This is a genomic window from Metabacillus idriensis, from assembly GCF_009674765.1.
Lineage (GTDB): Bacteria > Bacillota > Bacilli > Bacillales > Bacillaceae > Bacillus_P > Bacillus_P idriensis.
Map to the genome: position 1 here is coordinate 245,470 of NZ_WKKF01000004.1, position 13,554 is coordinate 259,023.

Annotated in this window: 17 protein-coding genes and 1 other annotated feature; of the genes, 15 read left to right on the plus strand and 2 right to left on the minus strand. The window is 40.5% G+C overall.

What is annotated here, in order from left to right; genetic code table 11:
• Window positions 1–51 precede the first annotated feature (51 nt).
• The 12 genes from speD to GJU41_RS15865 all read left to right on the plus strand — a co-directional run bounded on the left by speD (window position 52) and on the right by GJU41_RS15865 (window position 9,796).
• Entirely contained in the window at window positions 52–432 is a 381-nt protein-coding gene (gene speD / locus GJU41_RS15810; RefSeq protein WP_070877709.1) for an adenosylmethionine decarboxylase, read from the plus strand.
• A 166-nt stretch (window positions 433–598) separates the two neighbouring features.
• Window positions 599–997: a cytosolic protein gene (locus tag GJU41_RS15815; protein ID WP_224771423.1), complete on the plus strand. Its 399-nt coding sequence runs from the start codon at window positions 599–601 to the stop codon at window positions 995–997.
• Window positions 998–1,069: 72 nt separating this feature from the next.
• Entirely contained in the window at window positions 1,070–1,528 is a 459-nt protein-coding gene (gene nrdR, locus GJU41_RS15820; RefSeq protein ID WP_070877707.1) for a transcriptional regulator NrdR, read from the plus strand.
• Window positions 1,529–1,588: 60 nt separating this feature from the next.
• A complete protein-coding gene (locus tag GJU41_RS15825; RefSeq protein WP_070877706.1) occupies window positions 1,589–2,998 on the plus strand; it encodes a replication initiation and membrane attachment family protein in 1,410 nt (469 codons plus the stop codon).
• A gap of 19 nt (window positions 2,999–3,017) precedes the next feature.
• Window positions 3,018–3,953 (plus strand): primosomal protein DnaI, encoded by a 936-nt coding sequence (gene dnaI / locus GJU41_RS15830; protein ID WP_070877705.1) that lies wholly within the window; start codon window positions 3,018–3,020, stop codon window positions 3,951–3,953.
• Between the two features lie 124 nt (window positions 3,954–4,077).
• Window positions 4,078–4,902: a putative sporulation protein YtxC gene (gene ytxC / locus GJU41_RS15835; RefSeq protein ID WP_154319086.1), complete on the plus strand. Its 825-nt coding sequence runs from the start codon at window positions 4,078–4,080 to the stop codon at window positions 4,900–4,902.
• 500 nt (window positions 4,903–5,402) lie between these two features.
• Window positions 5,403–7,334 (plus strand): threonine--tRNA ligase, encoded by a 1,932-nt coding sequence (gene thrS, locus GJU41_RS15840; protein WP_154319087.1) that lies wholly within the window; start codon window positions 5,403–5,405, stop codon window positions 7,332–7,334.
• A 134-nt stretch (window positions 7,335–7,468) separates the two neighbouring features.
• Window positions 7,469–7,598 (plus strand) — a sequence feature (ribosomal protein L20 leader region).
• A gap of 58 nt (window positions 7,599–7,656) precedes the next feature.
• On the plus strand, window positions 7,657–8,175 hold the full coding sequence (infC, locus tag GJU41_RS15845; protein WP_165970920.1) for a translation initiation factor IF-3: 519 nt from the start codon (window positions 7,657–7,659) through the stop codon (window positions 8,173–8,175).
• Between the two features lie 21 nt (window positions 8,176–8,196).
• A complete protein-coding gene (gene rpmI, locus GJU41_RS15850) occupies window positions 8,197–8,397 on the plus strand; it encodes a 50S ribosomal protein L35 (protein WP_029279195.1) in 201 nt (66 codons plus the stop codon).
• Between the two features lie 27 nt (window positions 8,398–8,424).
• Window positions 8,425–8,784, plus strand: coding sequence for a 50S ribosomal protein L20 (gene rplT, locus GJU41_RS15855; protein WP_070877701.1), 360 nt, complete (start codon window positions 8,425–8,427; stop codon window positions 8,782–8,784).
• Window positions 8,785–8,861: 77 nt separating this feature from the next.
• Complete coding sequence (locus GJU41_RS15860; protein ID WP_070877700.1) at window positions 8,862–9,131, plus strand: DUF1294 domain-containing protein; 270 nt, start codon at window positions 8,862–8,864, stop codon at window positions 9,129–9,131.
• A gap of 56 nt (window positions 9,132–9,187) precedes the next feature.
• Window positions 9,188–9,796, plus strand: coding sequence for a TVP38/TMEM64 family protein (locus GJU41_RS15865; protein ID WP_224771107.1), 609 nt, complete (start codon window positions 9,188–9,190; stop codon window positions 9,794–9,796).
• 6 nt (window positions 9,797–9,802) lie between these two features.
• On the opposite strand, the gene GJU41_RS15870 is transcribed toward GJU41_RS15865, so the two are convergent.
• Window positions 9,803–10,198 carry a sigma-w pathway protein ysdB gene (locus tag GJU41_RS15870; protein WP_070877699.1) on the minus strand — a complete coding sequence of 132 codons (396 nt, stop codon included), beginning with the start codon at window positions 10,196–10,198 and terminating at the stop codon, window positions 9,803–9,805.
• A gap of 138 nt (window positions 10,199–10,336) precedes the next feature.
• Between GJU41_RS15870 and GJU41_RS15875 the strand changes: the two genes are divergently transcribed.
• Both GJU41_RS15875 and GJU41_RS15880 read left to right on the plus strand, forming a co-directional pair.
• Window positions 10,337–10,825: a dUTP diphosphatase gene (locus tag GJU41_RS15875; RefSeq protein WP_070877698.1), complete on the plus strand. Its 489-nt coding sequence runs from the start codon at window positions 10,337–10,339 to the stop codon at window positions 10,823–10,825.
• A gap of 64 nt (window positions 10,826–10,889) precedes the next feature.
• Entirely contained in the window at window positions 10,890–11,975 is a 1,086-nt protein-coding gene (locus tag GJU41_RS15880) for a M42 family metallopeptidase (RefSeq protein ID WP_154319088.1), read from the plus strand.
• Between the two features lie 32 nt (window positions 11,976–12,007).
• Here the strand turns inward: GJU41_RS15880 and sspI are convergent, their stop codons facing one another.
• Window positions 12,008–12,220 carry a small acid-soluble spore protein SspI gene (gene sspI / locus GJU41_RS15885; RefSeq protein WP_029279208.1) on the minus strand — a complete coding sequence of 71 codons (213 nt, stop codon included), beginning with the start codon at window positions 12,218–12,220 and terminating at the stop codon, window positions 12,008–12,010.
• Between the two features lie 171 nt (window positions 12,221–12,391).
• Here sspI and GJU41_RS15890 point away from each other — a divergent pair, with 171 nt between their 5' ends.
• Complete coding sequence (locus GJU41_RS15890; RefSeq protein WP_070877696.1) at window positions 12,392–13,150, plus strand: TrmH family RNA methyltransferase; 759 nt, start codon at window positions 12,392–12,394, stop codon at window positions 13,148–13,150.
• Window positions 13,151–13,554 lie beyond the last annotated feature (404 nt).

Genomic DNA, 13,554 nt, shown 5'->3' on the forward strand with positions numbered 1-13,554 from the left:
TTTGCGAAGAATTCATGTAAACTAATTTTGCTAAAGGGGGATCCATTAAAAATGGAAACAATGGGAAGACACGTTATCTCAGAATTATGGGGATGCGACTTTGATAAGCTGAACGATATGGAATACATTGAAAAGACTTTTGTAAATGCTGCTTTAAAATCAGGTGCCGAAGTACGCGAGGTTGCCTTTCATAAATTTGCTCCACAAGGTGTAAGCGGAGTTGTTATCATCTCTGAATCACATTTAACCATCCACAGCTTTCCTGAACACGGATATGCAAGCATCGATGTATACACATGCGGTGACTTAAATCCGAATATTGCTGCAGACTATATTGCGGAAGCTCTTGGAGCACAAACTCGCGAGAATATCGAAATTCCGCGCGGCATGGGTCCTGTACAAGTTAAACAAGCTCAAGTAAAAGCTCTTTAATGATGAATGATTTTAATGTAAAATAAAAGAGGTGCGAACTGCACCTCTTTTTCTTATGCTTCATATTTATTTTTTGAAATGATAAAAAACTCAGTGCTGACTGCACAATTGATTAAGAATGACAAATTTACATACAGAAAACAATAAAAGGAGCTTTACTTCGACTATGAGCATGCTGCGAAAAATGAAGGTTTTTCTTTCTACAGGTCAGGAAACATCCGAAAATCATTATGACGACGATTTAAAAAGCCATTATTATAAAACAACTGCGAAAAAGGCAATTGAAGCAGTTGAAAATTCATTCAGCAAACAGCCCGGTGCGGCGGTTACGTCTGTATCAGAAGACCGCGGCGAAATCAGCGTTGTAATTGACAAACCGAAAAAAGCGCTGATGATTATCACGATCGTTTCGGTAAGACCTTATGAAACAGCCATTGATTTTAATGTATCAACAGATACTAAATTAGCAAGTGATTTCGGATTCAGCCGTAAGCTGATTATTGATTCCTATGAAAAGCTGAACAAGGCACTGCCTTTTATAGGAACAGGACTGCACTCAATGTGATTCTTGCTGCATATTTTTTATTTTCATAAAATAAAGATACAACCCTGATGCTTTTGGATTGGAGCTGGTAGTATGAAATGTCCAACATGTCAGCATAATGGAACAAGAGTGCTTGACTCTCGGCCTGTTGATGAAGGGAAATCAATTAGAAGACGACGTGAATGCGAGGAATGCCAATACCGATTCACAACCTTTGAAAAAGTAGAAGAAATTCCGCTGATTGTTGTGAAAAAAGAAGGCGTTAGAGAAGAGTTCAGCAAGGACAAAATCCTGCGGGGCTTGATTAAAGCATGTGAAAAACGTCCTGTGCCTCTTCCGAAATTAGAGGAAATCGTCCAGGATATTGAAAAGGAATTAAGAAATCAAGGAATCTCAGAAGTAAACAGTGAAGATATCGGCGAGATGGTCATGGACAGACTTGCGCATGTTGATGAAGTTGCATACGTCCGGTTCGCTTCTGTTTACCGTCAATTTAAAGATATTAATGTTTTCATTCAAGAGTTATCAGAACTGATTAAAAAGGTGAAATAAAGAGCTCGTGAAGGAATCGCTTCAGGCTCTTTTTTTAACTTATGAAATAGAGGGAAAGTAATGGACAAGCATTGGAATCAGTTATTGCCTGTTGATCGGTATTTGGTCAAAATGAATGGTGTCCTGCAGGATTTTGACAGGAAAGTTTTGACGCTGCTCTATCAGCCGCTATTAGGTGCAAAATGCTATGGTCTTTATATGACGCTTTGGGCGGAGCTTGAACAGGACCGGATGTGGAGCGAGGAAACGACACATCATGGTCTGATGTCCCTTATGCAGAGCAACCTGAGAGAAATCTATGAAGAACGGATTAAGCTTGAGGGGATCGGATTATTAAAGACGTTTCAAAAAGAACAAAGTGACACAAAGCTGTATATCTATGAATTGATGCCTCCCCTGAAGCCTGCTGACTTTTTTCAGGATGGGGTACTGAACATCTATTTATATAATCGCGTCGGGAAAAACAAATACAATCAGCTGAAGAAGTTTTTTGCCGACAGCAGCCTGTCTTCGGATCTCGTTCAAATTACGCGCCCGTTTAATGAGGTGTTTAAATCTCTGCAGCCGAGTGAAATGATTTCGAGACTCACAGATGAAGTGCAGGAAGACCTTGAACCTGAAAAAGGAACAGAATTTTATCATTCTGGAGAAGCGGCATCTCCTTTAATGACAGATGATGTGTTTGATTTTGATTTATTTTTTGCAGGTTTGTCAGAAGCGGTCATTCCTAGAAAATCGATTACGAAGAAAGTAAAAGAAACTATTAAAAAGCTTTCATACTTGTATGGGATTAATGCAATGGAAATGAAAAATGTCGTGATGAATGCCATTGACGCAAATGAAATGATTCAAATTGACAGCTTGAGAAAAGCTGCAAGAGACTGGTATCAATTTGAGCACGGCGAAAAATTGCCTGCACTTGCCGATAAAATCCAGCCTGCTTTTCTAAGGTCTGAAACTTCCCCTAAAAAAGAACTGTCTCAGGAGGAAATGCTGATCAGACAGCTTGATTCGATTTCGCCAAAGCAGTTTTTAATGGATCTCGCAGATGGAATTGAGCCAGCGGCAGCTGATTTGCAGATTGTTGAAGAAGTCATGTTTAAGCAGAAGCTTCACCCAGGCGTCGTTAATGTTTTAATTTACTATGTTATGTTAAAAACAGATATGAAGCTATCGAAATCATATGTGCAGAAAATTGCAAGTCATTGGGCCAGAAAACAAGTAGCCACTGTCAGATCTGCAATGGAGCTTGCAAAGCAGGAGCACAGGCAATACCAGGAGTGGGCAGAAAAGAAAACTGTTTCTAAAACTGGCAGAAAGCTGATAAGAAAAGAGAAGCTGCCTCAATGGCTTAAAGAAGATCTGGAAAAACCTGAAACAAAAGAAGAAATCAACCAAACAGAAGTGGATCTCGAGCGAAAAAGGCTTGAAGAAAAAATAAAACAATACAGACAGCAGCAGTCAGAATAACCTGTGGAGGTGAAATCAATTGGAATCGATTAATAAAACGTTAAGCGGACTTGCTAACCGTGAAGATTTTCAAAAACGGATGAGTGCGATGAAAGCACAAATTATGAAGAATCCAGACATTCAAAAATTTCTGAGTGAACATCGTTTGGAAATTGATGATGCGATGATTAACAGAAGTCTAATCAAGCTGTATGAATACATTGGCCAAAGCAAGCGGTGTGCAGATTGTCCGAGCCTCTCAGAATGTAAGAACCTAGTTGAAGGATATCATCCCAAGCTTATTCTTCAGGGAAAAACGATAGATTTAAAATATGAGGTTTGCCCAATGAAGGAAGCGGAGGATGAGCGTAAGAAACATCAGGCTTTAATTAAATCCATGTTTATTCCCCGTGATATTTTAAATGCGAAGCTTGAAGATATTGATTTAAAAGAAGACAGCAGAATAAGAGTTGTCAATACGGTTCTCAGCTTCAGCGAAGAATATGAAGCAGGAAAGAATGTGAAGGGAATGTATCTGTACGGTTCGTTTGGAGTGGGCAAGACCTATATACTTGGAGCCATTGCAAATGAGCTCGCCAAGAAAAAAATTCCTTCCATGCTCGTCTATGTTCCCGAATTTATGAGAGAACTGAAAAGCTCACTCCATGACAATTCACTTGAAAACAAGATTGATGCCGTTAAAAAAGTGAAAGTGCTTATGCTCGATGACATTGGTGCAGAAGCGATGTCCAGCTGGATTCGGGATGATATATTAGGCTCTATTCTTCAATACCGCATGCTTGAAAATCTGCCGACATTTTTCACATCAAACTTCAGCATGAAAGATCTGCAGAGCCATTTAAGTGTTACACAGCGCGGGGAGGAAGAACCTGTCAAATCCGCACGGATCATGGAGAGAATTAAATATCTTGCCGATCCTTATGAATTAAAAGGCCGAAATTGGCGGGAGAGATAATAGGCGCAGCAGGACACAGTTCTAAAAGGACTGTGTTTTTTATTTTCCCTTAAAAAACGATTCTATTTTACGGTTGTCCGCCATATACATGAAATCAGGTATTGGCTAAAAAGGGGGGACAACCATGATCGAAATATTTTTCAATTCTCCGCATGAAGCAGAAACAGTCCACAATATGCTTGATCATGAACGCGATAAATGGAAAGCTGAGATTGTTAGAATAAAGGAACATGGAATTCAGATTATGAGCAATGATCCAATTGAGATGATTAACGTCCTTCTGATTCCGGTGATCGTCCGCTACATCCTGAAGTACAAAGAATCTCACCTGATGCTGTCCATCATTAAAGACAGATTCTATTTCCAAGAGCCAGAGGAACAGCAGCAAATCATACATATTGCCGAGGCGATTATTGAAGGAGAACGCAGCGAGATTCCGAAAGTTGATCAGCTTCCATTAAGGGAAACTCCGATCTATGAAGCTCTGGCTGAATTTATCAGGCCTAATCTGTCTTTTGCGCTTCCATCCTTTATAAAATTCCGTCTTCACCAGTATGTGGAGCGTTTAAATAAATATATTGAGATTGCCATTGAAGAGTACAAGCTCGAACAGGAATACCAGACATTTATTCAGAGTTTAAGAGATTATGCCATGAACAGAGAAACGAAAGTGAACGTGCTTCATATCGTGCATGAAAAAGAGCTGACAGTTTACAATGAACAGTTTGCAAAACTGAGCCAGGATGAGCTGATGAAGTATATTGACAGGTCCTTTATTCATCAGCATCCTATGTACATTGACGCCTCGCTTTTGGCGCCGCTGGTGTCAATTGCTCCTAACAAAATTCATTTATATACCGATTCTCCAGACTTTGGCATGGTTAGAACCATACAGAATATTTTTTTAGAGAGAGTAAACATTTATCCGAGAAAAATGGCGGGTATTTAAAAAAAAGCTGAATAATCTTGATTTCCCCTGGAAATGATTTTATAATACGTAATAAATACATGATAAGTTATGATGAGGACATGAGAGTGTTATCACGGCGCAAAGAGAGGGAAGTCACGGCTGAGAGCTTCCTGGCATGAATAACCCGCTTACCACCTCTAAACTTCAGCTGTGAAAGGCATGATGCCGAGTAATTGCTGACGGGTATTCCCGTTACAGATTTTTTTGAGCCATTCACTTTACGACGTGAATGGAAACAAGGGTGGAACCACGGCGAATAATCACTCGTCCCTTACTTTAGGGACGAGTTTTTTATTTAGAGATAAGAAAGTATAAAACTTTGCGCATTGGTGTCTAGCTCCAACGCCCAACTCCTCGGCCAGAACGGCTCCGAAAGTATTGGCAAAAAGCGCCTTTACTGGCGAATCCTTATCTGTCTGTCGGAGCTAAACGGGCGCTTGCGCTTTTCTTATTCAAAAATTATTAAAGGAGTGACAAGGATGTCAGACGCTGTAAAAATTTCATTTCCGGACGGAGCTGTAAAGGAATATCAGGCAGGCACAACAACTGAAGATATTGCGGCATCCATCAGCCCGGGGCTTAGAAAAAAATCATTAGCAGGAAAATTCAATGGTGAATTGATTGATTTGAAAACACCGATCGATCAAGATGGAAGCATTGAAATTGTCACACTTGACAGTCCTGACGCATTGGAGATTATAAGGCATAGTTCTGCACACGTGCTCGCGCAGGCTATAAAAAGGATTTACAAAGATGTGAAGCTTGGAATTGGACCGGTCATCGAGAATGGATTCTATTATGACATTGATATGGAACAATCGATTTCTGTTGAAGATCTTCCGGCTATTGAAAAAGAAATGAAAAAAATCATCAATGAAAACATCGAAGTTGTCCGCAAAATCGTTACAAGGGAAGAAGCAAAAGCCATCTATGAAGAGATTGGCGATAATCTGAAACTTGAACTTCTGGATGCTATTCCTGAAGGCGAAAAAGTAACAATCTACGAGCAGGGTGAATTTTTCGACCTTTGCCGCGGCATACATGTTCCTTCAACTGGAAAATTAAAAGAATTTAAACTTTTAAGTGTAGCAGGTGCATACTGGCGCGGAGACAGCAACAATAAAATGCTGCAGCGCATTTATGGCACAGCTTTTATTAAAAAAGCAGACTTAGATGAGCATCTTCGTTTATTAGAAGAAGCGAAAGAGCGCGATCACCGCAAGCTGGGTAAAGAGCTGAGCTTATTCACTACGTCCCAGAAAGTAGGTCAGGGTCTTCCAATCTGGCTTCCAAAAGGTGCGACAATCCGCCGTATCGTTGAGCGCTACATTGTGGATAAAGAAGAGCGCCTGGGCTACCAGCACGTTTACACTCCTGTTCTGGGAAGTGTGGAGCTCTACAAAACATCAGGTCACTGGGACCATTACCAGGATGACATGTTCCCTGCTATGTCTATGGACAATGAGGATTTAGTTCTTCGTCCAATGAACTGCCCGCATCACATGATGGTTTATAAACACGATATTCACAGTTACCGCGAACTTCCGATTCGTGTAGCTGAGCTTGGAACGATGCACCGCTATGAAATGTCTGGTGCACTGAGCGGCCTTCAGCGCGTGCGTGCAATGACACTTAATGATGCACATATTTTTGTCCGCCCTGATCAAATTAAAGATGAGTTTATCCGAGTGGTGAGATTGATTGAAGAAGTCTATAAAGATTTTGGAATCAACGATTATTCATTCCGTCTTTCTTACCGCGATCCAGAGGATAAGGAAAAATACTTTGATGATGATGCAATGTGGGAAAAAGCTCAAAGCATGCTGAAGTCAGCAATGGATGAGCTCGAGCTTGATTATTTTGAAGCAGATGGCGAAGCAGCGTTCTACGGTCCAAAGCTTGATGTGCAGGTCCGCACAGCACTTGGAAAAGATGAAACACTGTCTACAGTTCAGCTTGACTTCTTATTGCCGGAGCGTTTTGATTTAAATTATGTCGGCGAGGACGGCAAACAGCATCGCCCGGTTGTTATTCACCGCGGGGTCGTATCAACAATGGAACGCTTTGTAGCCTTCTTGATTGAAGAATACAAAGGAGCTTTCCCGACTTGGCTCGCTCCGACTCAAGTGCAGGTTATTCCGGTTTCGCCTTCTGTACATCTTGACTATGCGAAAAAAGTTCAAGAACTGCTGCAGGCTGAAGGAATCCGCGTAGAGCTTGATGCACGCGATGAAAAAATCGGCTATAAAATCCGTGAGGCGCAAATACAGAAAACTCCTTATATGCTTGTTGTCGGTGACAATGAAGCGGCGGAGACTGCTGTTAATGTCCGCAAATATGGAGAACAAAAATCAGAGACAATTGCTCTTAAAGAATTTATCGATGGAATTGTTAAAGAAGTGAAGAGGTAAAATCTTCTCGAAAAAAACTATTGCACATCCAGTAAATGTTTGATACAATTCATTTTGTTGCAATAAAACCAGCATGACTTGACAGCGGAAATTTTTTCGTGATATAATTTGCAGGGTAATTGAATAGAAGTTTGTCTTGCAAGCAGAAGCACCCGCTTCTCACCTGATCGACGCATCATTGCAGTCTGCAGGTTTACGACTATATATACTTAGTATACTAAATCGTAGTGTGGGTGTTTTGTGCGCCCACACTTTTTTGTTTTTCAAGAAAGTGTAGCACAAACAATTCATCTGTTCAGTTAAAAATCCTTGGAGGTGGCTAATTATTAGCAAAGACATGATGGTAAACGATGGAATTCGCGCCCGTGAGGTTCGTCTGATTGGTGCAAATGGCGACCAGCTTGGAATTAAATCTCGCCAAGAGGCGCTTGAGATTGCTGCCAGATCGAATCTTGATTTAGTTTTAGTTGCTGCAAATGCGAAACCACCTGTATGTCGCATAATGGACTACGGCAAATTCCGTTTTGAGCAGCAAAAGAAAGAAAAAGAAGCACGTAAAAATCAAAAGATCATCAGTATTAAAGAGGTTCGCTTCAGCCCGACAATTGATGAGCATGATTTTAACACAAAACTTAAGAATGCACGCAAGTTCCTTGAAAAAGGCGATAAAGTGAAAGCTTCTATCCGTTTTAAAGGCCGTGCAATCACTCATAAAGAAATTGGTCAACGTGTTTTAGACCGTTTTTCTAAAGCTTGTGAAGATTTAAGTACAATTGAGTCTCATCCAAAAATGGATGGACGAAGCATGTTCTTGGTTCTAGCACCTAAAGTAGAAAAGTAAAGATACGAGGAGGAATACCTTATGCCAAAAATGAAAACTCATCGCGGCGCTGCAAAGCGTTTCAAAAAGACTGGATCAGGTAAATTAAAACGTTCACACGCTTACACTAGCCATTTATTTGCTAACAAATCTACAAAAGCAAAACGCAAACTTCGCAAAGGCACTTTAGTAAGCAAAGGCGACTTCAAACGCATCCGTCATTTATTAGATAATATTAAATAATTCGTTTTCACATAGGAGGGAATTGACATGCCAAGAGTAAAAGGCGGTACTGTCTCACGTCAAAGACGTAAAAAAGTTATTAAATTAGCTAAAGGTTATTACGGTTCAAAACATACATTATACAAAGTTGCTAATCAGCAAGTAATGAAATCATTAATGTATGCTTACCGCGATCGCCGTCAGAAAAAACGCGATTTCCGTCAGCTTTGGATTACTCGTATCAACGCAGCTGCTCGCTTGAATGGTCTTTCTTACAGCCGTTTAATGCATGGCTTAAAGCTTGCTGGCATCGAAGTAAACCGCAAAATGCTTGCTGAGCTTGCTGTAACAGATGCTCAAGCATTTGCTCAATTAGCAGACGCTGCTAAAGCTAAATTAAACAGCTAATCATTGCTGAAAAGGTCATTCTCACCGTCCCGAGAATGGCCTTTTTTCACATTTATTTATAGAAAGGGTGCAAGTTGATGGCGCTTCTGATTGGATATTACATAATACTGAATATTTACGGCTTTTATTTAATGGGAGCAGATAAAAATAAAGCCAAAAAAGGACAATGGAGAATTAAAGAAAACACTCTTTGGCTTATTGGCTTCATTGGGGGTGCGATCGGGCTGACAATTGGAATGAATGCATTCAGGCATAAAACGAAGCATCAATCGTTTGTTGTCGGTCTGCCTGTTTTGATGGTGATTCATCTCGTTCTGATCAGCTATTTTTTATATAAGATGTCATAATGCCGCTATAAAACAGATACAATTTAGTACACACGTTGCTCACAAAAAGTCATCTTATGAACTGCATGAAAGAGGTGAGGACAATCGATCTTGCAACTTCAGCAGTCGTTTCAACGGTTCAGTCAACAGGCTTTCTGGCACCGCTCTTTTTTATCTTTATGCACATCTTAAGACAGTTTTTATTCATTCCTGTGGTTGTCATCTGTATCATTGGAGGAATACTATTTGGAACTCAATTTGGGACCTTTTATTCGATTATCGGGCTGACTGTCGCAAGCATAAGTTTTTATATCCTATCAAAACAATTCCCTTCTTTTTTGGAGCGGTTTTCAGGATTAAGGAAAAAATGGCTTGGTAAATACACGAGACTTTCTGTAGGACAAATAATTGTTCTCAGAATGATCCCGTTCGTTAACTTTTCCATTTTATCATTATGCATTCTTGACCGGTCGACATCATTTAAAGATTACGCAAAGCTTTCTTTTTGGACTCATATCCCTGCAGCCTTTTGTTTTACATCCTTTGGGGCTTACTTTGGAAAATTCTCGCTTATTACAACAATTGTATTAATTGGAACGCTGATTTTATTTGTTTATTTGCTGAGGGAAAAAAGAGTGGTCATAAAATGGAACGATTTCTTTATAAAATCAATGGAAAAGCCGTGACCTCTGTCACGGCTTTTTGCTTTTTAATAATAATTCTTTTACTGGACTTTTCCAATCGAGTGCCGCATGAGGATATTGTTCCCTCACTTTTTCTTCAACAAATTCAAAATCAGAGAGAGAAAGTCCTTGGAGTTTACTTGGACTGCCGGTCCACATAAAGATGGATACAACCTCAAACGCCTGATCTGTTGTTCCAAGGTATTTCTCGCCTTCGAACAAAACACCCTTGTAGGTTAACAAAAAGTTTTTGCGCACGTTGTCACGGTCATCAAGCAGGAAATACTCCTTTTGCTCCTGTGCAAGCTCAAGCTTCCGCTTGGGATTCAGCACATATTTTACAAGAGAATAAAGGACAAAGACAATAAGAGCAAGCAAAAGTAATCGTAACAGGATTACTATCATGGTAGTGCCTCCCAAACGTATTTTGTTACAATACGATTGAAGCATTCATAAAGTTTCAGTTTTTTTTATGTAAGTTCAGATTTATTTTGAAGAAAAAAGGTGCAAGTGTTAAACTTGGCGAGTATAGGAGTGATTACAATGAATTTTTTGAAGCTGTTTGAGATGCAGAATGATCTTGATTCGAAAATTGAAAAACAGCACGGTTTGGAAGAAGAACCGCTGCTTGAAAAGAAAATTTTAGCTTTGCTTGTTGAGGTAGGCGAACTTGCCAATGAAACAAGATGCTTTAAATTTTGGAGTTTAAAGCCTCCGGCTGAAGCAAGCGTTATTCTTGAGGAGTATGTGGATGGCATACATTTCATTCTATCGCTTGGAATTGAGATAGGCGTGACAGATGGTGTTGAGTTTGACCTGGCAGCTGATGAGAATTCCTTAACAGCCCATTTTGTGCTTGTCTATGAAAAAATTGCGCAGTTTGAAAAAAGCCGTTCAGAAGTACACTATCTAGAACTGTTTCGGCAGTATCTTTTGCTCGGAGAAGCTCTTGGATTTTCACCTGAAGAGATTGAGGCTGCTTATGTTAAAAAAAATGAAGTCAACCACGATCGGCAAAAACAAGGGTATTGAGAATTTTTGAATTACTTTCCAGCGTCTAGTATAATAGTAATTAGTAAAAGAGGGGGGTAAACTGATGGTGAAATTAGACGAAACACTGCAGATGCTGAAAGATTTAACAGATGCAAAAGGCATTCCCGGCAACGAAAGAGAGCCGAGAGAAGTCATGAAGAAATACATAACGGCATATGCCGATGAGGTAACAACAGACGGTCTTGGGAGCTTAATAGCCAAAAAAACAGGCAAAGAAGGCGGCCCAAAAATTATGGTTGCTGGACATTTAGATGAAGTAGGTTTTATGGTTACAAAAATAGATGATAAAGGATTTCTCCGTTTTCAGCCGGTAGGCGGATGGTGGTCGCAGGTCATGCTCGCACAGCGTGTGACGATCAGCACCAAAAAAGGGGACGTGACTGGTGTGATCGGATCTAAACCGCCGCACATTCTTCCTCCTGAAGCAAGAAAAAAACCGGTCGATATTAAAGATATGTTTATTGATATCGGTGCCTCGAGCCGTGAGGAAGCGTTGGAGTTCGGGGTCTTGCCTGGAGATCAGATCGTTCCTTATTTTGAATTCACAGTTATGAACAATGATAAGATGCTCCTCGCGAAAGCGTGGGATAACCGCATCGGCTGTGCAATAGCAATTGATGTCCTTAAAGGGCTGAAAGACGCCGATCATCCAAATGTTGTTTATGGTGTCGGAACAATTCAGGAGGAAGTAGGCCTTCGCGGAGCGCGTACTTCAGCACACGTGATCCAGCCTGATATCGGTTTTGGTGTCGATGTCGGGATTGCAGGCGATACACCTGGGATTACAGAGAAAGAAGCTTCAAGCAAAATGGGGGAAGGCCCGCAGATTATTCTTTATGATGCATCCATGGTATCTCATAAAGGACTGCGTGACTTTGTTGTCGGGGTTGCCGATGAACTCAGCATTCCATACCAATTTGACGCGATTGCTGGCGGCGGAACGGACTCAGGAGCCATTCATATGACAGCAAATGGTGTGCCAGCGCTTTCCATTACAATTGCAACGAGATACATTCACTCTCATGCAGCTATGCTTCATCGCGATGATTATGAAAATGCAGTAAAACTGATTACTGAGGTTATTAAACGTCTAGACGAAGAAACTGTTAAAACAATTACCTTCGATTAATCATAAAAAATGCTGGGCAGATTGCCCAGCATTTATTTCTTCTTTAATCCTTCTTCAAGAATTGTCAGCATTTCATTCTTCTCATCCTCGCTTGAATTCTGCCAGATTACCTCGAACAGAACGCCTAAGCCAGGAAGCATTTTTTCTTCTCCGTTTTGAATGGCATCTACAATTGTATCCTCCAGCTGACCTTGATCATTGCCTGATACATTTGAGATAATGGCATTTCTTAAATTTAAATCCATCATTTTCACTCCATATCTTATAATATTTACCTATCCATATCCTGTGTTATTTTGTGTTTTTTATGTATGTTTTATAAGATATAATATAGAAAAGCTGAACAAGTGAAAAAAGTGACTTCAGAATCACCTAATTATATAGAAGAAATGCAGCAGTAAAGGAGCAGTATACTCGTGAAACGAATTGAATCTGTACAAAATCAGAAGGTTAAGCAGTGGCGTAAATTACATACAAAAAAAGAACGTGACATAACAAATACATTTTTAATTGAAGGCTTGCATTTAGTAGAAGAAGCTTTAAAGGATAAATCGGTGATTAAAGAATTGATTATTTCAGAAGAAGCGTCCATCCCAACCCACTGGAATGCGGATGACCTGTCAATTACATATGTCACAAAAGAAATCATGAAAGCTATCTCTGAAACGGAATCGCCTCAGGGCGCAGCGGCAGTCTGTATTCAATCAGAAAAGCACGAAATCACTGCCTGGAAAAAGGTTGTGCTGATAGATGCAATCCAGGACCCTGGTAATTTAGGGACAATCATCCGGACTGCAGATGCTGCGGGCATGGATGGAGTCATTCTTGGTGACGGGACCGTTGATGCATACAATTCTAAAGTAGTCCGTTCAAGTCAGGGATCAATCTTTCACATTCCAATTGTAAAAAGGAAATTGAATGAGGCAATCTCAGAGCTTAAACAGCAAAATGTCTCCATATACGGAACCTCGCTCCAAAATGGTGTTGATTACCGCAAAACGGAAGCAGCATCTTCGTTTGGCCTGCTCATTGGCAATGAGGGAAGCGGAGTAAATAAAGAATATTTACAGCTCACTGATCAAAATCTGTACATTCCAATCCTCGGAAAAGCAGAATCCCTTAATGCAGGAATTGCAGCGGGAATTCTTATGTATCACTGTATAGGGGATCAATAAGAACGGAATTTTCGCAGCTCCTGATTTATTCCGGTGTGTCTGGAAAATAAATTAAGAGTTTTGCTAAAAGAGATCAATTTCCGCTAGATGTTGATTCTGAGCGGAGGCAGATTCCTAGTTTTATGGGGATTTTAGCTTTCAATCTGCTTTTCGGCGGTGTCTAGCTCCGCCTCCCAGCCCCTCGGTCAGAACAAAATCCCCGAAAAAGGCAAAACCGGCCTATTCCGGTGATTTCTTATCTGTCTGCCTTAGTCTGAACAGTCGGCTCTGCTTTTCGGTGTTGTCTAGCTCCGCCTCCTAGTCCCTCGGCCAGAACAAATTCCCCCAAAAAGTCAAACCCGGACTTTTCGGGGGAATTCTTATCTGTCTGTCGGGCCTGACCAGTCGGCTCCGCTTTTCGGTGT

Bases quoted from the DNA above. Each gene is read 5' to 3' on its own strand.
- speD (WP_070877709.1), top strand. From the start codon at position 52: ATGGAAACAATGGGAAGACACGTTATCTCAGAATTATGGGGATGCGAC.
- GJU41_RS15815 (WP_224771423.1), top strand. From the start codon at position 599: ATGAGCATGCTGCGAAAAATGAAGGTTTTTCTTTCTACAGGTCAGGAA.
- nrdR (WP_070877707.1), top strand. From the start codon at position 1,070: ATGAAATGTCCAACATGTCAGCATAATGGAACAAGAGTGCTTGACTCT.
- GJU41_RS15825 (WP_070877706.1), top strand. From the start codon at position 1,589: ATGGACAAGCATTGGAATCAGTTATTGCCTGTTGATCGGTATTTGGTC.
- ytxC (WP_154319086.1), top strand. From the start codon at position 4,078: ATGATCGAAATATTTTTCAATTCTCCGCATGAAGCAGAAACAGTCCAC.
- thrS (WP_154319087.1), top strand. From the start codon at position 5,403: ATGTCAGACGCTGTAAAAATTTCATTTCCGGACGGAGCTGTAAAGGAA.
- rpmI (WP_029279195.1), top strand. From the start codon at position 8,197: ATGCCAAAAATGAAAACTCATCGCGGCGCTGCAAAGCGTTTCAAAAAG.
- rplT (WP_070877701.1), top strand. From the start codon at position 8,425: ATGCCAAGAGTAAAAGGCGGTACTGTCTCACGTCAAAGACGTAAAAAA.
- GJU41_RS15860 (WP_070877700.1), top strand. From the start codon at position 8,862: ATGGCGCTTCTGATTGGATATTACATAATACTGAATATTTACGGCTTT.
- GJU41_RS15865 (WP_224771107.1), top strand. From the start codon at position 9,188: ATGAACTGCATGAAAGAGGTGAGGACAATCGATCTTGCAACTTCAGCA.
- GJU41_RS15870 (WP_070877699.1), bottom strand. From the start codon at position 10,198: ATGATAGTAATCCTGTTACGATTACTTTTGCTTGCTCTTATTGTCTTT.
- GJU41_RS15875 (WP_070877698.1), top strand. From the start codon at position 10,337: ATGAATTTTTTGAAGCTGTTTGAGATGCAGAATGATCTTGATTCGAAA.
- GJU41_RS15880 (WP_154319088.1), top strand. From the start codon at position 10,890: ATGGTGAAATTAGACGAAACACTGCAGATGCTGAAAGATTTAACAGAT.
- sspI (WP_029279208.1), bottom strand. From the start codon at position 12,220: ATGGATTTAAATTTAAGAAATGCCATTATCTCAAATGTATCAGGCAAT.